The 22,880-nt window shown below is 66.7% G+C and carries 25 protein-coding genes; 21 read left to right on the top strand and 4 right to left on the bottom strand.

Features of this window, described 5'->3' with window-relative positions; genetic code table 11:
* The first annotated feature begins 49 nt into the window (after window positions 1-49).
* The 5 genes from OB895_RS04540 to OB895_RS04520 all read left to right on the top strand — a co-directional run bounded on the left by OB895_RS04540 (window position 50) and on the right by OB895_RS04520 (window position 5,487).
* Window positions 50-2,326, top strand: a complete 2,277-nt coding sequence (locus OB895_RS04540) for a polyribonucleotide nucleotidyltransferase (RefSeq protein WP_042541790.1) — start codon at window positions 50-52, stop codon at window positions 2,324-2,326.
* A gap of 215 nt (window positions 2,327-2,541) precedes the next feature.
* Window positions 2,542-3,570, top strand: coding sequence for an aldo/keto reductase (locus OB895_RS04535; protein WP_042541789.1), 1,029 nt, complete (start codon window positions 2,542-2,544; stop codon window positions 3,568-3,570).
* An 80-nt stretch (window positions 3,571-3,650) separates the two neighbouring features.
* Window positions 3,651-4,253, top strand: coding sequence for a histidine phosphatase family protein (locus OB895_RS04530; protein WP_042541788.1), 603 nt, complete (start codon window positions 3,651-3,653; stop codon window positions 4,251-4,253).
* 59 nt (window positions 4,254-4,312) lie between these two features.
* Window positions 4,313-5,053: a 4-hydroxy-tetrahydrodipicolinate reductase gene (dapB, locus tag OB895_RS04525; protein ID WP_042541787.1), complete on the top strand. Its 741-nt coding sequence runs from the start codon at window positions 4,313-4,315 to the stop codon at window positions 5,051-5,053.
* The gene (locus OB895_RS04520; RefSeq protein ID WP_052493003.1) at window positions 5,053-5,487 is read left to right on the top strand and encodes a hypothetical protein; all 435 of its coding nucleotides are present in this window, start codon (window positions 5,053-5,055) and stop codon (window positions 5,485-5,487) included. The genes dapB and OB895_RS04520 overlap by 1 nt, the downstream gene beginning before the upstream one ends.
* 6 nt (window positions 5,488-5,493) lie before the next feature.
* On the opposite strand, the gene OB895_RS04515 is transcribed toward OB895_RS04520, so the two are convergent.
* The 3 genes from OB895_RS04515 to OB895_RS04505 all read right to left on the bottom strand — a co-directional run bounded on the left by OB895_RS04515 (window position 5,494) and on the right by OB895_RS04505 (window position 7,008).
* A complete protein-coding gene (locus OB895_RS04515) occupies window positions 5,494-5,919 on the bottom strand; it encodes an OsmC family peroxiredoxin (protein ID WP_042541785.1) in 426 nt (141 codons plus the stop codon).
* Between the two features lie 89 nt (window positions 5,920-6,008).
* The gene (locus OB895_RS04510; RefSeq protein WP_042541784.1) at window positions 6,009-6,572 is read right to left on the bottom strand and encodes a DUF4395 domain-containing protein; all 564 of its coding nucleotides are present in this window, start codon (window positions 6,570-6,572) and stop codon (window positions 6,009-6,011) included.
* 22 nt (window positions 6,573-6,594) lie between these two features.
* Window positions 6,595-7,008, bottom strand: coding sequence for a thioredoxin family protein (locus tag OB895_RS04505; RefSeq protein ID WP_311879277.1), 414 nt, complete (start codon window positions 7,006-7,008; stop codon window positions 6,595-6,597).
* A gap of 95 nt (window positions 7,009-7,103) precedes the next feature.
* Between OB895_RS04505 and OB895_RS04500 the strand changes: the two genes are divergently transcribed.
* From OB895_RS04500 to OB895_RS04490, 3 genes are read left to right on the top strand one after another with little or no spacing between them, the layout of a single operon-like run.
* Window positions 7,104-7,913 (top strand): thymidylate synthase, encoded by an 810-nt coding sequence (locus OB895_RS04500; RefSeq protein ID WP_042541782.1) that lies wholly within the window; start codon window positions 7,104-7,106, stop codon window positions 7,911-7,913.
* Window positions 7,910-8,386 (top strand): dihydrofolate reductase, encoded by a 477-nt coding sequence (locus OB895_RS04495; RefSeq protein WP_311879275.1) that lies wholly within the window; start codon window positions 7,910-7,912, stop codon window positions 8,384-8,386. The genes OB895_RS04500 and OB895_RS04495 overlap by 4 nt, the downstream gene beginning before the upstream one ends.
* The gene (locus OB895_RS04490; RefSeq protein WP_311879274.1) at window positions 8,386-9,147 is read left to right on the top strand and encodes an SDR family NAD(P)-dependent oxidoreductase; all 762 of its coding nucleotides are present in this window, start codon (window positions 8,386-8,388) and stop codon (window positions 9,145-9,147) included. The genes OB895_RS04495 and OB895_RS04490 overlap by 1 nt, the downstream gene beginning before the upstream one ends.
* Before the next feature lie 44 nt (window positions 9,148-9,191).
* On the opposite strand, the gene OB895_RS04485 is transcribed toward OB895_RS04490, so the two are convergent.
* Window positions 9,192-9,731, bottom strand: a complete 540-nt coding sequence (locus OB895_RS04485; protein ID WP_311879272.1) for an NUDIX domain-containing protein — start codon at window positions 9,729-9,731, stop codon at window positions 9,192-9,194.
* 36 nt (window positions 9,732-9,767) lie between these two features.
* Between OB895_RS04485 and OB895_RS04480 the strand changes: the two genes are divergently transcribed.
* From OB895_RS04480 to miaA, 13 genes are all read left to right on the top strand, one after another.
* Entirely contained in the window at window positions 9,768-10,214 is a 447-nt protein-coding gene (locus OB895_RS04480; RefSeq protein WP_082508924.1) for an EF-Tu/IF-2/RF-3 family GTPase, read from the top strand.
* A 28-nt stretch (window positions 10,215-10,242) separates the two neighbouring features.
* Window positions 10,243-11,220, top strand: a complete 978-nt coding sequence (dapA, locus tag OB895_RS04475) for a 4-hydroxy-tetrahydrodipicolinate synthase (RefSeq protein ID WP_042541778.1) — start codon at window positions 10,243-10,245, stop codon at window positions 11,218-11,220.
* Window positions 11,221-11,288: 68 nt separating this feature from the next.
* Window positions 11,289-12,965 carry a ribonuclease J gene (locus OB895_RS04470; RefSeq protein WP_042541777.1) on the top strand — a complete coding sequence of 559 codons (1,677 nt, stop codon included), beginning with the start codon at window positions 11,289-11,291 and terminating at the stop codon, window positions 12,963-12,965.
* A gap of 73 nt (window positions 12,966-13,038) precedes the next feature.
* Window positions 13,039-13,533 carry a GNAT family N-acetyltransferase gene (locus OB895_RS04465; RefSeq protein WP_311879270.1) on the top strand — a complete coding sequence of 165 codons (495 nt, stop codon included), beginning with the start codon at window positions 13,039-13,041 and terminating at the stop codon, window positions 13,531-13,533.
* A gap of 82 nt (window positions 13,534-13,615) precedes the next feature.
* The gene (locus OB895_RS04460) at window positions 13,616-16,354 is read left to right on the top strand and encodes an FtsK/SpoIIIE family DNA translocase (protein WP_079112685.1); all 2,739 of its coding nucleotides are present in this window, start codon (window positions 13,616-13,618) and stop codon (window positions 16,352-16,354) included.
* Entirely contained in the window at window positions 16,354-16,929 is a 576-nt protein-coding gene (gene pgsA, locus OB895_RS04455; RefSeq protein ID WP_056376621.1) for a CDP-diacylglycerol--glycerol-3-phosphate 3-phosphatidyltransferase, read from the top strand. Before OB895_RS04460 ends, pgsA begins: the two co-directional genes overlap by 1 nt.
* Window positions 16,926-17,414, top strand: a complete 489-nt coding sequence (locus OB895_RS04450; RefSeq protein WP_311879269.1) for a CinA family protein — start codon at window positions 16,926-16,928, stop codon at window positions 17,412-17,414. The genes pgsA and OB895_RS04450 overlap by 4 nt, the downstream gene beginning before the upstream one ends.
* A gap of 141 nt (window positions 17,415-17,555) precedes the next feature.
* Complete coding sequence (locus OB895_RS04445) at window positions 17,556-17,864, top strand: helix-turn-helix domain-containing protein (RefSeq protein WP_042541772.1); 309 nt, start codon at window positions 17,556-17,558, stop codon at window positions 17,862-17,864.
* A 24-nt stretch (window positions 17,865-17,888) separates the two neighbouring features.
* Window positions 17,889-18,113, top strand: coding sequence for a DUF3046 domain-containing protein (locus OB895_RS04440; protein ID WP_042541771.1), 225 nt, complete (start codon window positions 17,889-17,891; stop codon window positions 18,111-18,113).
* Between the two features lie 267 nt (window positions 18,114-18,380).
* A complete protein-coding gene (recA, locus tag OB895_RS04435; RefSeq protein ID WP_311879268.1) occupies window positions 18,381-19,424 on the top strand; it encodes a recombinase RecA in 1,044 nt (347 codons plus the stop codon).
* A gap of 39 nt (window positions 19,425-19,463) precedes the next feature.
* Entirely contained in the window at window positions 19,464-20,303 is an 840-nt protein-coding gene (locus OB895_RS04430) for a regulatory protein RecX (RefSeq protein WP_311879267.1), read from the top strand.
* A 70-nt stretch (window positions 20,304-20,373) separates the two neighbouring features.
* Window positions 20,374-21,921 carry a tRNA (N6-isopentenyl adenosine(37)-C2)-methylthiotransferase MiaB gene (gene miaB / locus OB895_RS04425; protein ID WP_311879266.1) on the top strand — a complete coding sequence of 516 codons (1,548 nt, stop codon included), beginning with the start codon at window positions 20,374-20,376 and terminating at the stop codon, window positions 21,919-21,921.
* A 14-nt stretch (window positions 21,922-21,935) separates the two neighbouring features.
* Complete coding sequence (gene miaA / locus OB895_RS04420; RefSeq protein ID WP_042541767.1) at window positions 21,936-22,874, top strand: tRNA (adenosine(37)-N6)-dimethylallyltransferase MiaA; 939 nt, start codon at window positions 21,936-21,938, stop codon at window positions 22,872-22,874.
* The last annotated feature ends 6 nt before the right edge of the window (window positions 22,875-22,880 follow it).

The following is a 22,880-nucleotide window of genomic DNA, read 5'->3' as shown; positions in this document are numbered from 1 at the left end:
CTCGCGCGTCACACGGACTCGCGAGTCTAAACAAAGAAGGAGAGACCTCTTGGAAGGTCCTGAAATCACCGCCACCGAGGCCGTTCTCGACAACGGCCGCTTCGGCACCCGCACCATCCGCTTCGAGACCGGCCGCCTCGCGCAGCAGGCTCAGGGCGCAGTCGCCGCGTACCTCGACGGCGAGACCATGCTCCTCTCGGCCACCAGCGCGGGCAAGCACCCCCGCGAGGGCTTCGACTTCTTCCCGCTGACGGTCGATGTCGAAGAGCGCTCGTACGCCGCAGGAAAGATCCCCGGTTCGTTCTTCCGTCGTGAGGGTCGCCCCTCCACCGAGGCGATCCTCGTCTGCCGTCTGATCGACCGTCCGCTGCGCCCGTCGTTCGTCGACGGTCTGCGCAACGAGGTCCAGGTCGTCATCACCGTGATGTCGATCGCTCCGGGAGAGTTCTACGACGCTCTCGCGATCAACGCCGCTTCGGCGTCGACGCAGATCTCGGGCCTTCCGTTCTCCGGTCCCGTCGCCGGTGTGCGCCTCGCGTTCATCCCCGGTCACGGCGAGCACGCCGACCAGTGGGTCGCGTTCCCGAACGCCGAGCAGGTGTCGGAGGCCGTGTTCGACCTGATCGTCGCCGGCCGCGTCGTCACCAAGTCCGATGGCACCGAAGACGTCGCGATCATGATGGTCGAGGCTGAGGCCACCGAGGGCAGCTGGAACCTGATCAAGGCCGGCGCCACGAAGCCCGACGAGACCATCGTCGCGCAGGGGCTCGAGGCAGCGAAGCCGTTCATCGCTCAGCTCGTGAAGGCTCAGGCAGAGCTGGCAGCGACCTCGTCCAAGGAGCCGGGCGTCTACCCGGTCTTCCCGGCATACAGCCAGGAGGTCTACGACTTCGTCGCAGGCCGTTCCTACGACGACCTCGTCGGCGTCTACCAGATCGCCGACAAGGTCGAGCGTCAGACGTCGGACGACGCGATCAAGGACCGCGTCCGGGCCGAGCTCATCGAGGCGACCGAGGCGGGCAACCTTCCTGCCGCCGCGCCGCTCGAGTTCTCCGCGGCGTACAAGTCCGTCACGAAGAAGATCGTCCGCGGCCGCATCCTCACCGAGGGCGCGCGCATCGACGGTCGTGGCCTGGCGGACATCCGTCCGCTCGACGCCGAGGTGCAGGTCATCCCGCGCGTGCACGGTTCCGCGATCTTCCAGCGCGGCGAGACCCAGATCCTGGGTGTCACCACGCTGAACATGCTCAAGATGGAGCAGCAGATCGACTCGCTGTCGCCCGTCACGAGCAAGCGCTACATGCACCACTACAACTTCCCGCCGTACTCGACCGGTGAGACCGGCCGTGTCGGCTCGCCGAAGCGTCGCGAGATCGGGCACGGCTTCCTCGCCGAGCGCGCCCTCGTGCCGGTTCTGCCGAGCCGCGAGGAGTTCCCCTACGCGATCCGTCAGGTCTCCGAGGCGCTGAGCTCCAACGGCTCGACCTCGATGGGTTCTGTCTGCGCGTCGACCCTGTCGCTGCTGAACGCGGGCGTGCCGCTGCGTGCACCCGTCGCCGGCATCGCCATGGGTCTCGTCTCCGATGAGGTCGACGGTGAGACCCGCTACGCGGCGCTGACCGACATCCTCGGTGCGGAAGACGCTCTGGGTGACATGGACTTCAAGGTCGCGGGCACCGGCGAGTTCATCACCGCCATCCAGCTCGACACGAAGCTCGACGGCATCCCGACGTCGGTCCTCGCGGGTGCGCTCACGCAGGCCCGCGACGCTCGTCTGACGATCCTCAACGTCCTGAACGCCGCGATCGACGCTCCCGACGAGATGGCGCCGACCGCGCCTCGCGTCATCAGCGTGCAGATCCCGGTCGACAAGATCGGCGAGCTGATCGGCCCGAAGGGCAAGACGATCAACGCGATCCAGGACGAGACCGGTGCGCAGATCTCCATCGAGGAGGACGGCACCGTCTACATCGGCGCGACCGACGGCCCCTCGGCCGAGGCCGCCCGTGCCCAGGTCAACGCGATCGCCAACCCGACCAACCCCGAGGTGGGCGAGCAGTTCCTCGGAACCGTCGTCAAGATCGCGACGTTCGGTGCATTCGTCTCGCTGCTTCCTGGCAAGGACGGCCTGCTGCACGTCACCGAGGTGCGCAAGCTCGCCGGTGGCAAGCGCGTCGAGAACGTCGACGACGTGCTCTCGGTCGGCCAGAAGATCCTCGTGAAGATCACGAAGATCGACGACCGCGGCAAGCTGTCGCTCGAGCCCGTGCTCGATGACGCTCCCGCAGCGGACGCAGCTTCAGGCGAAGAGGCCGCAGCCGAGTAATCGACGGCGCTTCTTGACGAAGCCCGGGTCGTCCTCGCGGACGGCTCGGGCTTCGTCGTATCCGATGTGACCAAACCGTTATCGGAAGTTCTCGCGCCGTTCCCTGGATTGGTCAGCGCGTTCGCGGATCTCGCTTACTCTCGAAAGTACGCACCGGGGGGTGCATTCGAGGCAGTGACGTAGGTCGGTACGCACCGATCGACGGGGGTGAGGATATGCGGTTGTTCGGCGTAGGCGCAGGAGCGTCGGTGGAGCGTGCGCAGCAGGGCACGGCAGAGCACCCCTCCGCGCCCATACCCATCGTCGGCCCGGGAATAGGAGAGAGCATCCGCGTACCTCTCGGCGAGACCGGACTCGAGACCTTCCCGCTGATGCTCGGCGCGGCCGAGTTCGGCTGGAACGTCGATCTCGAGACGAGCCACGGCATCCTCGACCGCTACGTCGAGTTCGGCGGCAACGCGATCCACACGGCAGACGGGTTCTCCGGCGGACGCAGCGAGCACATCATCGGCCAGTGGCTGCAGTCCAGGGGGCGACGTGATCGCGCCCTGTTGAGTGTGCGGATCGGCGCCCACGCAGACAACCCGGGTCTCGGCTCGGTGAACCTCGTGCGCGCGGTCGAAGGCTCGCTCACGCGTCTGGGCGTCGACCGTATCGACGTGCTGTATCTCGACGCGACGCTCGACCGCACGACGAACCTCGAAGACACCCTCGCGACCGTCGAGTGGATGATCGACGCAGGCAAGATCGGCGCCCTCGGGGCGTATGGATTCGCACCCGAGCGGCTCGTCGAGGCGCGCATCCTCGCATCCGCGGGGTACCCGCGCATCGAGGTGATCGATTCTCCGTACAACCTCATCCGTCGTCAGCCGTTCGAGGGCGATCTGCGTCTCGTCGCCGGCGCACAGAGCCTCGCAGTCACGCCGTCGCACGCTCTCGAGCACGGCTTCCTGTCCGGCAGGCACCGCAGCAAGGCGCTCACCTCGCAGGGCGTGCGCGGAGAGCAGCTGCGTGGTCACCTCAACCGTCGTGGCACGAAGATCCTGCGCGCTCTCGACCAGGTGGCGATCGAACTCGAGGTTCCGGTGGCAGCCGTGTCGATCGCCTGGCTGCTCGCGCAGCGCACCATCGCGGCACCGATCGTCAACGCCTTCGCGAGCGACCATGTCGACGAGCTGATGCAGGGCGCCGGCGTCACGCTCTCGCGCGCACAGGTCGCCGAACTCACCCGCGCCGGCAACTGAGCGTCGTAACGCCTCTGTCACAGACCTGGCATAGGGTGGAGTGAATCCCGGCGGATGCTGTCGATGAAGCGAGCGAGTTTGTGACGCATTACATATATCTGGTCAGACACGGTGAACATCAGGACGCCGAACACGGTCTCGCCGACGGCCCCCTGTCGCCACGCGGCCAGCGTCAGGCCGAACTCATCGCCGACCGGCTCTCCGGACTTCCGCTCGATGCCGTGTGGCATTCGCCTCTCCTGCGCGCGAACGAGACGGCACGGGCGATCGCGCACCGACTCCCGTCGGTCGACCCCGAACCGACCGCCCTCCTCTTCGACTGCGTGCCCACGGGAATGACCGACGAGACGCCCGCAGCGTACGAGCCGTTCTTCGGCTCGGTCACCGAGGCCGAGCTCGACGCCGGCCGTGCCCAGATGTTCGACGCGGTCAACGAGTTCCTGGTGCGCAAGCCGGGCGACGTGCACGAGGTGCTCATCACCCACAACTTCGTGATCTCGTGGTTCGTGCGGGAGGTCCTCGGCGCACCGGAGTGGCGATGGATGACTCTCAATCAGGCGCATTGCGGGCTGACCGTGATCGCGCAGAAGCAGGGGCGTCCGTGGACGCTGCTCACCCACAACGACACCGGGCATCTTCCGTTCGAGCTGCGCACCGGCATCCCTGACGCGATGTCGGTCTGATTCCCGATACCCCGGCCCGCCGCGGCGGTCGTGGTGCCCCCGAGAAATAGACTGAACGCATGACCACGCAGGTAGCACTCGTCGGCGGAACCGGGAAGCTCGGATCGATCATCGGTGCGGTGATCGACGGGCTCGAGGGCTTCGAGGTGAGTCGCGTGCTCACCTCTCGGAGCGACCTCGCTGAACTCGACGGGGCGGATCTCGTGATCGACGCCACCACGCCTCAGGTGAGCGTCGATGTCGTGCGCGCTGCGGTGGAACGCCAGATCAACGTCCTGGTCGCGACCTCCGGGTGGTCCACGGAGCGCATCGCTCTGGTGCGTCCGCTGGTCGAGAACGCCGGAACCGGTGCTGTCTTCATCCCGAACTTCTCGCTGGGGTCGGTGCTGGGCTCAGCGCTGGCTGCGGCAGCTGCGCCATTCTTCGGATCGGCGGAGATCGTCGAGGCTCATCACGCGGCGAAAGTCGACTCTCCGAGCGGCACCGCGGTGCGCACCGCGGAACTCATCGCCGCGGCTCGAGCCGAGCAGGGTCCCGTCAGTGCTCCGCATGCCGACCAGCGTGCGAGGGGGCAGCAGGTGGGCAGCGTGCCGATCCATTCGCTCCGGCGCCCTGGCGTCATCGCCAAGCAGGAGGTCATCCTCTCGGGGCCGGGTGAATCCCTGACGTTCACTCACGACACGGTCGAGCCGGCGCTCGCGTACGCTCCGGGTATCCGTCTGGCGGTCCCGTTCGCGGCTCAGGCTAACGGGGTCTTCGTCGGGCTGGAGAGCATGATCGATATCGGCATCCGCTCGTGATGTCGCGCATCGGCGTCGGTCTGATGGCCGCGGCGCTTCTGGTCTATCTGGCGGTCTCCGTGTGGCTGGCCGTGATGTTCTTCGCCGTCGGGACACCGGTGTCGATCGGCATGGGCGTGGCGTTGATCGTGCTCGCTCCGATCGGCGCCTGGGCGCTCGTCCGCGAGATGCAGTTCGGGTTCGCGGCCGATCGGCTGGGGCGCGCGCTCGATGCCGAAGGGGGAATGCCCGAGGCGGAGTCCGAACTCACTCCGAGCGGTCGGATCGCCCGAGCCGACGCCGACCCGCTGATCGCGAGGTATGCGGAGGAAGCGGACGCCGCGCCGACTGACTGGCGCGCGCGGTACCGACTCGGCGTGGTTCAGGATGCGGCGGGGCGCCGCAAGGACGCCCGCGCCAGCATCCGCGAGGCTATTCGCGTCGCTCGCGGCTGATCCGATTCAGGCGAGCGTGGCTTCGAGCGTGATCTCGATGCCGGCCAGCGCCTGGGAGACCGGGCAGCCGACCTTCGCCTCAGCGGCGATCCTCTGGAAGTCCTCGGGGGAGAGCCCCGGAACGACGGCGTTGACGTTCAGGTGGCTCCCGCTGATTCCGACCCCGGGCTTGAAGGTGACCGAGGCGCTCGTGTTGACGCGCTCCGGCGGAGTGCCGTTCTCCGAGAGCGCGTGAGACAGCGCCATGCTGAAGCACGAGGCGTGAGCCGCGGCGATCAGCTCTTCAGGGGTGGTGGTGGTGTCGCTGCCCTCGCTGCGAGCCTTCCAGTTGATCGGGAAGGTGCCGAGCTTCGACGAGGAGAACGCGACTGTGCCCGAGCCCTCTGCGAGGGATCCGGTCCAGGTGGTGGTTGCTTCGCTGGTGACGGGCATGATTCCTCCGTTGTCTCGCGCGCTGCTCGATGTGCGGATCGCGTGTTCGGCCAGCCTATCGACCGGTCGCTCGCGGCGGAACTGCAGCCTCAGGCGGACGCAGCGCGGCCGATGACGCCTGCTCGTTGCAGCAGCAGATAGATCTGGCAGCCGAGGCAGAACGAGAACGCGGCATTGAGGAACGCCGCGATGAAGGCGGCAGCGGTCGAGATGGGCAGCGCCCAGGGCACGCCGGCGAGATGCAGCAGGAGACCGATCGTCACGACGAAGAGACCGACCCCCTGAGCGAAGCGGGGAGGGCGCGGGTCCTCGAGCTCGCTCGGAGGTGCCAGTCTCGGACGCACCAGCCTTCGGAAGAGCACACCCCAGGGCGCGGTCCTCGGCGACAGCACACCCCACAGGAACAGCACGGCGATCACGACGGTGAGGAGGAACGCCGGGTCCAGCGCGCGCTGTGCGAGCGTCGCCGAGCTGACAGCCCAGGTGTCCGAATCCAGGTCGGCTGACGCCAGCGGTTGATAGGCGAACCAGCCGAACGTCCTGGCGGTCGAGATGCCGATGAGCCCGAGGAACGTCGCGACGAGCAGCAGCACCGTCGTGATCGTGGCTGCGAAGCGCGGCCCTCGTGGGTCGATGCCTGCGGGTGTGGTCATCTGCGTTCCGTCCTCGTCTGTCTCATACGGCGGCCAGCGCTTCGCTCAGTGCGTGACGATGCGGCACTCCGTGGAATCGTGCGCGGACGGCGCCTGAACCGTCGACGACGAATGTCGTCGGTGTCTGCAGGACCCTGTAGCGGGCCGACAGATCGGGCCGATGCGTCAGATCGACCTCGACATGGTTCAGCCCGTCCGTCTCGGCGGCGTAGCCGCTCAGCATCCGCCGCACCTGAGGACAGCGAGTGCACATCTCCGTGCTGAACTGCACGAAGGTCGCTCGGGCGCCCAGCTGCGAGTCACCGGCATCGACCGGATCGAAACGCAGGTGACCGCCGCGGCGACGCCGTCCGTCGAGCAGACGCAGCACGACGCCGATGGCGACGGCGAGCACGAGCAGCGCTGCGGCGACACCGAGGGCGAGCACGGGAGACATGGCTCGACAATACGGCGATCTGAGAGCGTCGAGGACGATGTGTCGCATCGTGACGATCCGACTCTTCCGTCCTCGGGGCGGGTAGTCTGGCACACATGAGCGCAGCCGTCCCGACGCCGTACGAAGACCTTCTCCGAGACGTGCTGGAGTCGGGCACCCACAAGTCGGATCGAACCGGCACCGGGACCACCAGCGTCTTCGGCAGGCAGATCCGCTTCGACCTCTCACAGGGGTTCCCCCTGATCACGACGAAGCGCGTGCACTTCAAGTCGATCGCGTACGAACTCCTGTGGTTCCTCAGGGGCGACTCGAACGTGAAATGGCTGCAGGACCACGGCGTCACGATCTGGGACGAGTGGGCCGATGCCTCGGGAGATCTGGGCCCCGTCTACGGAGTCCAGTGGCGAAGCTGGCCGACTCCCGACGGCGAGAGCATCGATCAGCTCGCGCAGGTGATCGAGCAGATCCGTCAGACTCCGGACTCGCGTCGACTCATCGTGTCTGCCTGGAACCCGGCGGACATCCCTGACATGGCGCTCGCTCCCTGCCATGCGCTCTTCCAGTTCTACGTCGCAGACGGCAAGCTCTCCTGCCAGCTCTATCAGCGCAGCGCCGATCTCTTCCTCGGCGTCCCCTTCAACATCGCGTCCTACGCCCTGCTCACACTCATGGTGGCGCAGCAGGTCGGACTCGAGCCAGGCGACTTCGTCTGGACGGGCGGCGACTGCCACATCTACGACAACCACCTCGAGCAGGTGAACGAGCAGCTGACTCGCGAGGCATACCCGTACCCGACGCTGCGGTTCGCTCGAAAGCCGGAGTCGATCCTCGACTACGGCTACGACGACTTCATCGTCGAGGACTACCAGCACCACGCTCCGATCCGGGCGGCGGTGGCGGTATGACGTGGGTCGGACTGATCTGGGCGGAGGCCCACGGCGGCGTCATCGGAGCAGAGGGCGGCATGCCCTGGAACGTCCCCGAGGATCTCGCGCATTTCAAGGAGATCACGCTCGGCGCGCCCGTGATCATGGGACGGAAGACCTGGGACTCGCTTCCGGAGCGTTTCCGTCCGCTCCCCGGACGCGAGAACATCGTCATCACCCGCCAGCAGGACTGGTCCGCGGAAGGTGCCCGTCGTGCGGCGGCCGTGACCGATGCGGTGCGAGGCCATGAGAAGGTCTGGATCATCGGCGGAGCCGAGATCTTCCGACTCGTGATCGCCGACGCCGACCGCCTCGAGGTCACCGAGCTCGACATCGATGTCACCGGTGACGCCTACGCGCCGTCCAAGGCCGGGTGGCGACTCGTCGACGAGGGGGAGTGGCAGACGTCCCGCTCCGGCATCCGCTACCGCTTCCTCGGATACGAGCGCTGATGCCCACCGCGCTGATCACAGGTGCCAGCGCCGGACTCGGTGTCGAGTTCGCTCGTCAGCTCGCCCGTCGGCGCGCCGACCTCGTGCTCGTCGCGCGGTCGGCGGACGCTCTCGAGAGTGTCGCCGCCGAGCTGCGCAGCGAATACGGCATCGCAGTCGAAATCCTCGTCGCGGATCTCGCGGAGGCCGCCGATGTGGACCGCGTGGCCGACCGTCTCCGCGACGCCTCCGATCCGGTGGATCTGCTGATCAACAACGCCGGATTCGGCCTGCCGCTGCAGTTCGCCGACAACGACATCGACGACGAGGTGCGTCATCTCCGCGTCCACGTCGAGGCGTCGATGCGTCTCATGCATGCGGCACTCGGGTCGATGCGCGGCCGCGGGGGCCGCATCATCAACGTCGCGTCCGTCGCCGGGTTCATCTCCCGCTCGACCTACTCGGCCTGCAAGAGCTGGCTCATCGGCTTCAGCCGCTGGGCGAACGTCGAGTACGCCTCCGACAAGGTCAGCGTGACCGCGGTGTGCCCCGGTTTCACGCATACGTCGTTCCACGAGCGGATGGGGCTCGCACCCGGGCACGAGGGTGTTCCTGCGTTCATGTGGCTCGACGCACGTGACGTGGTGCGCGAGGGGCTCCGGGACGCGGCACGGGGCAGGGCGGTCTCGATTCCCTCGCTGCGCTACAAGGCGATCGTGGCGATCGCGAGTCTGGTGCCGAGCGCGCTGACCGCCGGTGTCGCGCGACGAGGCCGCGTCTGATCTGAAGGCCGACGGCACTCCGGCACGAGCGATCGCTGCGCGGATCAGCGGAATCTACCGAGGCGGATGCCGGCGTAGGCGATCGCTGCCACGGTCTCTCCATCGGTGATCCGGCCGTCCGCGATCATGCTGAGCGCCTCGGAGAAAGGCACCCAGGTGACGGCGTCGATGCCCTCCTCCGCTCGGGTGTGCGTCGAGTCATCCGCCCGTGTCATGGCGCGGGCGAGGAACACATGCTCGGGTGCGTGGGCGATCCCGTTGAGCGCGTTCATGGTCCCGAGCGACGTCCACTCGTCGGCGACGAACCCCGTCTCCTCGAGCAGCTCTCGCTGCGCGGCCACGAGCGGATCTTCGCCGTCGCTTCCCCCGGCAGGCACCTCGATCGAGATGCCTGTCGTGTAGCGCTCGAGGGAGACGAGGCAGACGCGGTCCTCGTCATCGAGCGCGACCACGAAGACCGCCGGATGCCGCATTGTCACCACGCCGTAGATCCCGTCGCCCGCGGGGCCCGTGACCTGGTCCTCGCGCACCTCGATCCACCGGTTCTCGTACACCGTCGACGACGCGCGTGTGACCCATGCCATGGAGTCGAGCCTATTCGGATCCCTAGTATCGACTGCATGGGATGGTTGTTCGGGCGCAAGCGCGACTCTGAGGATGCCAACGAGATGCTGCGCCGATACAACGAAGCGGAGGCCGCGCGACTCGCTGCGATGACCTCCGGCGTCGCGGGGGAGACGGCGACGGGCGACAGCACTCGCGTTCCGGCGCCCGCTTCGCTGTCGGTGCCCTCGGGGTCGACCGAGTTCCTGGTCGAGGACGTCTTCACCATCACCGGACGCGGAACAGTGGCGACGGGCACGGTCACGTCTGGCGTGCTGCGAGTGGATGACGACATCGTGGTGGTGCGCGACGGAGCTCTGCAGGCGCAGACGCGGATCACCGGCATCGAGATGTTCCGGAAGCACGTGAAAGAGGTGACGGTCGGAGAGCTGTCCGGTCTGGTGCTCCGCGAGAAGATCGAGATCGCCCGCGGAGACGTCATCCGCCCGGCCCCGTCTGGGTGAGCGGCACGCGAACCGATACGCTGGGGGCATGACGCACTCGGGCAACCCTTTCGGACAGGTTCTCGTCGCGCTCGTCACTCCGATGACGGCCGACGGTGAAGTCGATTGGCCCGCCGTCGAGAAGCACATCGATGACGTCATCACCGCCGGTGCTGACGGGATCGTCGTGACGGGAACGACCGGCGAGACCTCGACCCTGACGGACCCCGAGAAGCTCAAGCTCGTCGAGGTCGGGAAGTCGGTGTCCGCCGGCCGCGCCAAGATCATCACGGGCGGCGGATCCAACGAGACCGCGCACGCGATCGAGCTGTACAAGGCGAGTGAGAAGGCCGGCGCAGACGGCATCATGATCGTCACGCCGTATTACAACAAGCCGACGCAGGCCGGCATCCTGACCCACTTCCGGCTCGTGGCCGATGCCACCGATCTCCCGGTGATCCTCTACGACATCCCCGGTCGCACGGGCGTGCCGATCAAGTACGAGACCATCCTCCGGCTCGCGAAGCACCCGAACATCCTCGCCGTGAAGGACGCCAAGGGCGACTTCTCCGAGGTGAGCCGCGTCTTGAATCAGACCGACCTCATGTACTTCTCGGGTGACGATGCCAACGTGCTGCCGCACCTCGCGATCGGCGCGACCGGTCTGATCGGGGTGACCGCGAATGTCGCGGCAGCGCCGTACCGGACCATCATCGATGCCGTCAACCGCGGCGACCTCACGACCGCGACCGCTGAGCACAAGCGGCTCGAGCCTCTCGTGCGCGCCGTCATGACGCACGTGCCGGGCACCGTCGCGGCGAAGTACATCCTGCACGGGCTCGGCCGTATCTCGAGCCCTCGCGTCCGTCTGCCGCTCGTCGGTCCCGAAGAGTGGGAGGCCGCTCTCATCGAGGACGAGCTCGATCTCGTGAAGGACGTCCCCGGCGCAGACTTCTCCAACTTCCGCCCCGACCGCAACGCGGCCGCGGGCGGTGCCCTGCCGAAGGTGCACGGCACGACCCGCTGACACCGGGCGCGGCGAGCCGCGTCACAACGAACGAACGGACGCGTGGAGTGTCCGACTGAGGAGACAGCATGTCCACCCCGATCGCAGAACCCGCAGCACTCGACGAGGGGACGCTGCGGGTCACCCCACTCGGCGGCCTCGGCGAGATCGGTCGCAACATGACCATCTTCGAGTTCGACGGCAAGATCCTGATCGTCGATTGCGGCGTGCTCTTCCCTGAGGAGCACCAGCCGGGTGTCGACCTGATCCTGCCCGACTTCGAGCCGATCAAGGGCCGCCTCGACGACATCGTCGGCGTCGTCCTCACACACGGGCACGAAGACCACATCGGCGCGGTCCCGTATCTGCTCCGTCTGAAGAGCGACATCCCCGTGATCGGTTCCGGCCTCACCCTCGCGCTCGTCGAGGCGAAGCTCAAGGAACACCGCATCAAGGCGTACACGCTCACCGTGAAAGAGGGGCAGCGCGAGAAGGTCGGACCGTTCGACCTCGAGTTCGTCGCGGTCAACCACTCGATCCCCGATGCCCTCGCCGTCGCGATCCGCACCCCCGCCGGCCTCGTGCTGGCGACCGGCGACTTCAAGATGGATCAGCTGCCGCTCGACGGACGCATCACCGACCTCCGTGCCTTCGCCCGCCTGGGCGAGGAGGGAGTCGACCTCTTCCTCGTCGACTCGACCAACGCCGACGTGCCGGGCTTCACGCCCACCGAGCGCTCGATCGGACCCGTGCTCGACCAGGTCATCGGCAAGGCTCCCAGGCGCGTCATCGTCGCGAGCTTCTCCAGCCATGTGCACCGGGTGCAGCAGGTCCTCGACGCCGCAGCGGCGCACGGGCGCCGGGTGGCACTGCTGGGGCGCAGCATGCTGCGCAACATGACGATCGCCGAGGACCTGGGCTACCTGAAGGTGCCGAGCGGCCTGCTGATCGACTACAAGAAGGCGCGAGACCTTCCCGACGACAAGATCGTCTACATGTCGACCGGCTCGCAGGGCGAGCCCATGGCCGTCCTCAGCCGGATGGCCAACCTCGACCACGCGATCGAGCCCGGTGAGGGCGACACCGTGATCCTGGCCTCCAGCCTGATCCCCGGGAACGAGAACGCTGTGTACCGCGTGATCGACGGACTGACCAAGCTCGGCGCGAACGTCGTGCACAAGGCCAACGCCAAGGTGCACGTCTCGGGGCACGCCGCAGCCGGCGAGCTGATCTACTGCTACAACATCCTCAAGCCCAAGAACGTGCTTCCCGTCCACGGCGAGTACCGTCACCTGATCGCGAACGCGAAACTGGCTCAGGACACGGGGATCGACGCCGAGCGCACCATCATCGCCTCGAACGGCACCGTCATCGATCTGAAGGATGGCGACGCTCGCGTCGTCGGTCAGCTCGACCTCGGGTTCGTGTATGTCGACGGCTCGACTGTCGGCGCGATTACCGACGCCGACCTCAAGGACCGCCGGATCCTGGCTGAAGAGGGCTTCGTCTCGGTGATCGTCGTCGTCGACGCCGCGACGGGGCGCATCATCTCGGGACCCGAGATCCACGCGCGCGGCATCGCTGAAGACGATTCCGTCTTCGACGACGTGACGCCGAAGATCATCGCAGCGCTCAAGGAAGCCTCCGGCAACGGCGTGCGCGACACCCATGCGCTTTCGCAGGTCATCCGCCGCACGATCGGGCGCTGGGTCAACCAGAAGCTGCGTCGTCGTCCGATGATCGTCCCACTCGTCATCGAGGCGTGATCGGAGCTGCGTCGCCTGCGGGTTCACAGTCGACCGACACTCGGCTGTAACGCCGGCGGCGTACGCTCACCTCATGCCGGACGTCTTCTCGATCCAACCCGCCGTACAGGCGGACGGGAGCTTCCTCGGCGACATGGTCGTCGAGGCGGCGAATTGGCGTTCGGGCGCAGCACGACCACGCCACGAGATCCTCACCGCGGTCGAGCACCGGCGCTATGTGGCCGGATGGATGCGGCCGGCGGATGCGGGCTTCCTCGCCGTCGATGCCGACGGGCGCCCGATCGGCGCCGCGTGGTATCGCATGCTGTCGCCGGACGACGCGGGTTTCGGATTCGTCGGGACCGCCGTGCCGGAGCTCATCATCGGCGTGCAGCCGATCTGGCGTGCTCACGGAGTCGGTCGCACGCTGCTCCGACGTCTCGTGGTCCACGCTCGTGACCAAGGGCACCCTCGGCTCAGCCTCAGCGTGGAACGGGACAACTTCGCGCGGACCCTGTACCGATCGGAGGGCTTCGTGGTCACCGACGCAGGGAGCGTCCGCGACACGATGGTGTACCGCACGTCCTGAACCATCGCCGCCCGCCGGCGGAAGACCGCGGAATGCCGCGTCATTACGGGCCTATGTCGCCCTCTGGACGTAACGTGAGAGTATGGCCAGGAGTACCACGAAGTCAGCGCGCGCGTCCGAGAGCGCCACGCCTCGCCCGAAGAGGCAGGCTGCTCCGAAGGCTCAGGCAGCGCCCAAGAAGTACATCGACGAGATCGACAAGCCCCCGGTGGCGGTGCGGGCCTGGAACGGGCTCGCCCACGGTGTCGGCGGACTGTTCCGAGCCTTCGGACCCGAGACCCTCGAGAAGGACGATCGGCGCGACGGCTTCCCGTTCCTGCTCGTGCTGCTGGCGATCGCCGGTGCGGTCAACGAATGGTTCTTCATCGGCAACGAGGTCGCTGCCAACATCAGCGCCTACTCGGTAGGGCTTCTCGTCGGACGCGTGGCCTTCGTCATGCCGGTCCTGCTCCTGCTGCTCGCCGGCTGGCTGTTCCGGCATCCCTCGTCGGTGCACGACAACGGTCGAATCGGCATCGGGTTCGGACTTTTCATCCTCGCCCTCGCGGGCTTCTGCCATACCGCGGCCGGCCGCATCGATTCCGCGGGCCTGCTCGTGCGACCGCAGCCCAAGGACGGCATGCCCGCACTCAGCGAGGCAGGCGGGCTGTTCGGGTGGATGCTCGGGGAGCCGCTGTCGTACCTCACCCCGGTGGGCGCGTACATCGTGCTGTCGGTGGTCGCTGCTCTCAGCGTCCTGATCCTGACCAAGACTCCGCCGAACCGCATCGGTCAGCGGCTCGGGGATCTCTATGCGTGGATGTTCGACGCCGAGCGGCCTGAGAAGCCCGCGAAGGATGCCGCTGCGATCGACGAGGCAGACAAGGTCGACGATCCTGATGTCCTGCCATGGTGGCGACGCAACAAGACCGGCCGCGAGGAGGACCCCGACGAGGGCACTCTCGGATCCGACGACATCACCGCTCTGCTCACCACCTCGGAGCCGACTCCTGCATACGACCAGGCCGTCGTCGTGGAGAACGCCTCGGATGCCGCGACGGAGGTGCTGTCCGACGTGCGCTCGGTGACCGAGTCGTTGGCCGGGCAGCAGACCACGGCGCTCCTCGACGACGAGTCCGACACGGGCGAGATGCCCGAGCTGCCGGGACTCGACGGCTTCGGAACCCCGGGGCCGGGGGAGAAGGGGCCGCAGGCGCCCGTGACCCCCTACGTGCTTCCCTCGCCGGGGCTGCTGGTCGAAGGACCGCCGCCGGTCATGCGTTCTGAAGCGACCGACAAGGTGATCGAACAGATCACGAGCGTGCTGACCCAGTTCAAGGTCGACGCGAAGGTCACCGGATTCTCTCGTGGCCCGACAGTCACCCAGTACGAGGTGGAGGTCGGCCACGGTGTCAAGGTCGAGAAGATCCTCCAGCTGAGCAACAACTTCGCCTACGCGGTCGCGTCCAACGATGTGCGTATCCTCTCGCCGATCCCGGGCAAGAGCGCGATCGGCATCGAGATCCCCAATGCCGACAAGGAGATGGTCGCGCTCGGCGATGTGCTGCGGTCGCCCGCGGCGCACAAGAGCACGCATCCGATGACGATCGGCGTCGGAAAAGACGTCGGCGGCAACATCGTCATCGCGAACCTCGCGAAGATGCCGCACCTCCTGGTCGCCGGTTCCACAGGGTCGGGTAAGTCCAGCTTCGTCAACTCGATGATCACGAGCCTGCTCATGCGCGCTCGGCCCACGGACGTGCGGATGGTCCTGATCGACCCGAAGCGGGTGGAGCTGACGAGCTATGCGGGCGTTCCGCACCTGATCACGCCCATCATCACGAATCCCAAGAAGGCCGCCGAGGCGCTGCAGTGGGTCGTGAAGGAGATGGACATGCGGTACGACGACCTCGCGTCGTTCGGATTCCGCCACATCGACGACTTCAACCGGGCGGTGCGCGCCGGTGAGGTCGAGCTCCCTGTCGGCAGCGAACGCGTGCTCAAGCCGTACCCGTACCTGCTGGTGGTCGTCGACGAGCTCGCAGACCTGATGATGGTCGCCCCGCGCGATGTGGAGGATTCGATCGTCCGCATCACCCAGCTCGCGCGAGCATCCGGCATCCACCTGGTGCTCGCCACCCAGCGCCCCAGCGTCGACGTCGTGACCGGTCTGATCAAGGCCAACGTCCCGTCGCGCCTCGCGTTCGCGGTGACGAGCGTCACAGACAGCCGAGTGATCCTCGACAGCCCCGGTGCCGACAAGCTCATCGGCCAGGGCGACGCGCTGTTCTCGCCGATGGGATCATCCAAGCCGTTCCGTCTGCAGGGAGCGTGGGTCGACGAGAAGGAGATCGACGCGGTCGTCAAGCACGTCACCCGTCAGGCTCGTCCCGACTACCGCGCGGACGTGCAGGAAGCACTCGAGCCCACGAAGAAGAAGGAGGTCGACGAGGACATCGGGGACGATCTCGAGCTTCTCCTCGCGGCCGCCGAACTCATCGTGTCGTCGCAGTTCGGATCGACATCCATGCTGCAGCGCAAGCTGCGCGTCGGATTCGCCAAGGCGGGTCGCCTGATGGACCTCCTCGAGTCGCGAGAGATCGTCGGCCCGTCTGAGGGCTCCAAGGCGCGTGACGTGCTGGCGACGGCCGAGCAGCTGCCCCAGGTCATGGCGAAACTGCGCGGCGACGACGCTCCACCGAAGCCGGCCGCTCCCACTTCTGCCGCAACCGCGGCCGGAGCACCGCACGACCCGGTCGAGGCCCAGTTCCAGGGGCTGCCGGTGGTCGAAGCTGAAGACGACGGCGACGAAGACGCCTGGGGACTGACAGGACGAGACTGATGGCTATTCCACGGCAGCTCCCCAACGCGATCACCATCGCGCGTATACCGCTTGCGGTGATCTTCTTCATCCTGCTCCTGATGGGCGGTACCTACGGGCTCGATGACATCGTCATCCGTTGGGTTGCGGCGATCCTGTTCGTCGTGGGCATCTCCACCGACTGGGTCGACGGCTACCTCGCGCGTCGCCACAACATCGTCACCGACTTCGGCAAGCTGTGGGATCCGATCGCTGACAAGCTGCTCACGGGAGCGGGCTTCATCGGACTCGCCGTGCTCGGGGAGCTCAACTGGTGGGTCGTGATCGTGATCCTGATCCGCGAGTGGGGCATCACGATCCACCGCCTCATGGTCGCGAAGGAGCACGTCGTGGCGGCCGCGTGGATGGGCAAGATCAAGACCGCGGTTCAGGCCGTGGCTCTTTCCTGGGCGTTGCTCCCGCTGCACGTGGTGATAGGACCCCAGCTGTGGGTGGTCGGAACGGCGATCCTGATGATCCTGGCGCTGATCCTCACCGTCGCGAGTGGCATCGACTACATCGTGGCGCAGGTGCGAGGGGCACGGCAGCCGTCGTGACGTCGGCGTCGGCGTCGGAGGTGCTCGCCGCGCTGATCGAGCGTGGCTGGACCCTCGGTATCGCGGAGTCGCTGTCGGGCGGGGCTCTCGCTGCGGAATTCGTCTCGGTGCCAGGCGCGTCGGCGTCGCTGCGCGGAGCGATCGTCGCCTACGCCACCCCTGTGAAGCACACGCTTCTGGGGGTCGACGACGACCTGCTCGATGCGTACGGGCCCGTGCACCCCGACGTGGCGCTGCAGATGGCGGCTGGGGCGCGTCGCGCGCTGCAGGTCTCCGGAGTCCCTGCTGACGTTGGCGTCTCGACCACGGGGATCGCGGGACCGGACTCACCCGACGGTCAGCCCGTCGGCACGGTGCACATCGCCGTGGTGACCCCGTACACGTCCGTGAGCGAGGCATTCAGGTTTGACGGCGATCGCGCCCAGATCCGCGCTCAGACGGTCGATGCGGCCGTGGCCATGCTCGTGCGGATCCTGCGGGAATAGCTGATGCGCGGGTTCCGTTATGTCCTATGTGCTCACACCGAAAGCACAGCGTGCGAAGGTAGATTTTGTGAAGGTCGGTAGGACTAGACTGGCGGTCTCCTCGAGGGAGACCTCGAGAAGGCGATCTGGGAGGAGGTTCCGATGATTCTTGTACGACAGGAAATCGGCGATGTGCTGAGGGACTTCCGCCTGCAGAAGGGGCGTACGCTCCGGCAGGTTGCAAGCAAGGCATCCGTGGCCCTGGGCTATCTCAGTGAGGTCGAGCGGGGCCAGAAAGAGGCGTCGAGCGAGATTCTCGCCTCGGTGGCCGATGCTCTGGATGTTCCCATCTCGATCATCATGCGAGAGGTCGGCGACCGCATCTCCGTTCTCGAGGGCATCCAGGTCTTCCCCGATGTCGTTCCCGATGACCTCGTGGCTTCCGTCGAGCCAGAGCTTTCGCTTCACTGAGCGTCGGATTCTCTTCGTTCTCTGATGCGTCGCAGTGAGTTTCTCCGCGCAGTCGACGCGGAATTCGGTGGTCGAGGGTCGTCCCTCGTCAGTGACCTCATTCTGACCCAGCTCGCCGGACGCACTGCGGACCAGGCTCTGGACGCGGGCGTTCCCCCGCGTGACATCTGGCTGGCGCTGTGCGCCGAGACCGATGTGCCTCAGGAGCGGCGGCACGGCGCCGGGCGCCTCGAGCCGCGCAAGCGATGACCCTCCGACGCATACGACGAGCGTTCGACTAACGACATGCCGTGACGGCGTGTCGTCGAATATGTGTTCGAAACGGGCGTAGTCTTCTGCACAAGTGGTTCGGAGACGGTGTTCTCCCTGATTCGCGGAGCTGACGACGCAATGTCCGAGGCCCCTCGTACGGTGAACAGCAAGCCGAAGAGCCATACGCCTTGTCGGAGAGTTCCGCCCAGCCGGGAGGACCGCGACAGCCTACAGGCGGCACCACGCGAGCATAAGGAGCACGTCATGCCATCACCCGCTGACCGCGAGAAGTCCCTCGAGACTGCACTCGCCCAGATCGACCGTCAGTTCGGAAAGGGCTCGGTCATGCGACTGGGCAGCGACGAGCGCGCACCCGTCGCCGTCATTCCGACCGGTTCGATCGCTCTCGATGTCGCCCTCGGCGTCGGAGGGCTCCCGCGTGGACGAATCGTCGAGATCTACGGCCCCGAGTCCTCGGGTAAGACGACGCTCACGCTGCACGCGATTGCAAACGCCCAGCGTGCCGGCGGGATCGCCGCCTTCATCGATGCCGAGCATGCGCTCGACCCCGACTACGCCGCGAAGCTCGGTGTCGACATCGACGCTCTTCTCGTCTCGCAGCCCGATACGGGTGAGCAGGCGCTCGAGATCGCGGACATGCTCGTCCGCTCCGGCGCCATCGATCTGATCGTCATCGACTCCGTCGCGGCTCTCGTGCCTCGGGCCGAGATCGAGGGCGAGATGGGTGACTCCCACGTGGGTCTGCAGGCTCGACTGATGTCGCAGGCACTGCGAAAGCTCACGGGTGGACTCAACCAGACGAACACCACGATGATCTTCATCAACCAGCTGCGCGAGAAGATCGGCGTCTTCTTCGGATCGCCCGAGACCACCGCGGGTGGAAAGGCGCTGAAGTTCTACGCGTCGGTTCGCATGGACATCCGCCGCATCGAGACGCTGAAGGACGGCACCGATGCAGTCGGAAACCGCACCAGGGTCAAGGTGGTGAAGAACAAGATGGCACCGCCGTTCAAGCAGGCGGAGTTCGACATCCTGTATGGCGTCGGCATCTCGCGCGAGGGCAGCCTGATCGACTTCGGTGTCGAGCACGCCATCGTGAAGAAGTCCGGATCGTGGTACACCTACGACGGCGACCAGCTGGGCCAGGGCAAGGAGAACGCGCGGACGTTCCTCCTCAAGAACCCCGATGTCGCGCTTGCGATCGAGATGCAGATCAAGCAAAAGCTCGGCATCGGAGGAGCCACCGAGGCACCTGCTGACGAGCTCGCCGAGCGTCGTCCGGCATGAGCGTGATGGTTCGCGGTTGGGGAACACCCGGAGTGAACCATGAGTGATGGCGGGGGCGGGCCTGAGCAGCTCGCCCCCATCATCCCCCTTTTCGGTCGTGACGACACACGCGCGAAGTCGGTCGACCGGGAAGGTCCGGAGGTCGAAAGCGCGACAGCTCGTTCGGCGCCCGACGCCGGGGTGTGGCAGTCGACAGGGGGCGTCTCGAGCCGCGATTCGAATCCCGTCGCGCCCATCGACTCTCGTGGGCCCAGTGAGCGACATCCTGCTCGCGGCGCAGCGGCTCGGTCCGCACCGCGTCTGCGCGCGTTGCAGTCGCAGGATCTGGGATTCGACGATGTCCCGGGCGTCGACCCCTCCCAATTGCGTGCCGACGCAGAAGAGCTCCTCGTCCGCAAGCTGCGGACTCGTTCGCTCTCTCTGTCGGAAGCGCGGATGGTGCTGAGGGGCTATGAGAAGAACGCCGTGCGGCTCGATGCGGGTGCGATCGATGATGTGATCGATGATTTCTGTCGACGAGGGTACCTCGACGACACGCTTCTCGCCGGCCAGCTGGTGACATCCGGGATCGAGCGCAAGGGGCAGGGACGAGTTGCGCTGTCGAGGGCGCTCTCGCAACGGGGCATTCCTCGCGATGTGATCGATGCGGCCCTTGACGACGTTCCCGACGATGACGCCGAGCGCGCACTCGAGTACGCACGCTCGAAAGCACGAGCCATGTCTCGTCTCGACGGCGACACAGCGCTGCGACGTCTGGTCGGTCAGCTGTCCCGCCGTGGCTACAACGGCTCGGTCGCGATGACAGCCGCCAAGTCTGCCCTTGCTGAGACCTCTTTCGGCTCGTCTTCATCCGGGGTTCGATTCGTCGACTCGGACTGACTGAGGCGAGGGGCTCGAGCCCCTCGCCTCAGCGGCGGTGTCGCGCAACCGCTCGTAGAATGGGGGGATCATGAATATCCCTCGCAGTGAGCCGACGATCATCGCGTCATCGTCCGCAGCAATCGATCTTGATGGACGCCAGCGTTCCTACGAGGTCCGCACCTTCGGCTGCCAGATGAACGTCCACGATTCCGAGCGACTTTCTGGCTCGCTCGAGAGCGCAGGATATGTCCGCGTGACCGACGGTGCCGAGGCCGACGTGGTGATCATCAACACGTGCGCGGTGCGCGACAATGCCGCAGGCAAGCTCTACGGAACCCTGGGCCAGCTCGCCTCGGTGAAGCGACGCAAGGACGGGATGCAGATCGCCGTGGGCGGCTGCCTGGCGCAGATGGACAAGCAGGCCGTGCTGGAGAAAGCGCCGTGGGTCGACGTCGTCTTCGGCACGCACAACATGGGTTCGCTTCCCGGCCTTCTCGAGCGCGCGCGCCACAACGGTGACGCCGAGCTCGAGATCCTGGAGTCGCTCGAGGTGTTCCCCTCGACGCTTCCGACGAAGCGCGATTCTGCGCACAGCGGTTGGGTGTCGATCTCGGTCGGGTGCAACAACACGTGCACCTTCTGCATCGTTCCGAGTCTTCGGGGCAAGGAGAAAGACCGCCGCCCGGGCGACATCCTCAATGAGATCCGCCTGCTCGTCGAAGACGGCGCCATCGAAGTCACTCTGCTCGGACAGAACGTCAACTCCTACGGCGTGGAGTTCGGGGATCGCCAGGCTTTCGGCAAGCTGCTCCGCGCCGCAGGCGAGATCGACGGGCTCGAGCGGATCCGCTTCACGAGTCCTCACCCCGCCGCCTTCACCGACGATGTGATCGACGCGATGGCAGAGACTCCCAACGTGATGCCGCAGCTTCACATGCCGCTCCAGTCCGGCAGCGACCGCATCCTGAAGGCCATGCGCCGGTCGTACCGCAGCGAGAGATTCCTCGGGATCCTCGATCGCGTCCGTGATCGTATTCCGCACGCCGCGATCACCACCGACATCATCGTCGGATTCCCCGGTGAGACGGAGGAGGACTTCGAAGACACGATGCGGGTGGTCGAACAGGCCCGGTTCTCGAGTGCGTTCACGTTCCAGTACTCGATCCGTGAGGGCACACCCGCCGCGACCATGGAGGACCAGATTCCCAAGGCTGTGGTGCAGGAGCGCTACAACCGGCTCATGGCGCTTCAGGAGCGTATCTCCCTCGAGGAGAACCAGAAGCAGGTCGGACGCCAGGTCGATGTCCTCGTGTCGACGGGCGAAGGCAAGAAGGATGCCGAGACCCACCGTCTGACCGGACGCGCCGAGGACAACCGACTCGTCCACTTCGAGGTCACTCCCGGTTCCGCTGTCCCACGGCCCGGTGATGTCGTCTCGGTGACGATCACCCATGCGGCGCCCTTCCACCTGCTCGCAGACGACCCGACAGGCCTCCCGTTGCAGATCCGTCGCACGCGTGGCGGGGACGCCTGGGACCGAGGACAGGCAGAGTCCTGTGCAGTGCCGGCACCGACGTCCGGCGATGGCACGCGTGCCGTATCCCTCGGTCTGCCGACGCTCCGCGTCGGCAGGTGACCACTGCTCGAGGAATGACCGATCCGGCGTCGAGCGACGCGGACAGGGTTCCGCGGCTCTGGGCGATCGTGGGCGCGACAGGAACGGGCAAGAGCGATCTCGCCCTCGATCTCGCTGAGGTGCTGCGCAGCCGAGGCAACGCCGCCGAGATCGTGAACGCCGACGCCATGCAGCTCTACCGCGGAATGGACATCGGCACGGCGAAACTGGCCCCGGACGATCGCAGGGGGATTCCCCACCACCTGTTCGACGTGCGGGAGGTGCAGGAGGAAGCCGCCGTCGCCTGGTACCAGCCGCTGGCGCGGTCCGTGATCACGGGCATCCAGCGACGCGGGGCCGACGCCATCCTCGTGGGCGGATCGGGTCTGTACGTGTCCAGCGTCGTGTTCGACTTCGCCTTCCCGCCGCGTGATCCGGTGATCCGGGAGCGGCTCGAACGCGAGCTCGAAAGCGAGGGTGTCGGTGGCATGCTCGACCGGCTGCGAAAGCTCGATCCCGCGACGGCCTCCCGCGTCGACCCCAAGAATGCAAGACGCGTGATCCGTGCGCTCGAAGTCCTCGAGCAGGGCAGCGTCACGCACGGCGCGTCTCTGCCGGAACAGCCCGCGCTCTGGCAGGCCGACACGCGTCTCATCGGCCTGCACGTCGACCGCGGAGCCCTGGTCGAGAGGCTGGACGCCCGCGTCGAGCGCATGTGGCAAGCGGGCCTGGTCGACGAGGTGCAGGGGCTCCGTCGCGAGGGGCTCGAGAACGGCGTGACAGCTCGGCGCGCCATCGGCTACAGCCAGGCGCTCGCGCAGATCGATGGCCGGCTCACTCAGGCCGAGGCGATCGCCGAGACACAGGCGCTCACCCGCCGCTACGCCCGCCGCCAGGTGTCGTGGTTCAAGCGCTATCCCGGCCTCACGTGGCACGAACCACCGGTGGACGCCGCTTCGCTCGTCGCCCCCTGAGCCCGC

It is taken from the genome of Microbacterium forte (genome assembly GCF_031885415.1).
GTDB lineage: Bacteria > Actinomycetota > Actinomycetes > Actinomycetales > Microbacteriaceae > Microbacterium > Microbacterium forte.
The sequence above is the reverse complement of the archived record's forward strand: the minus strand, read 5'-3'. Positions and strand labels throughout refer to the sequence as shown.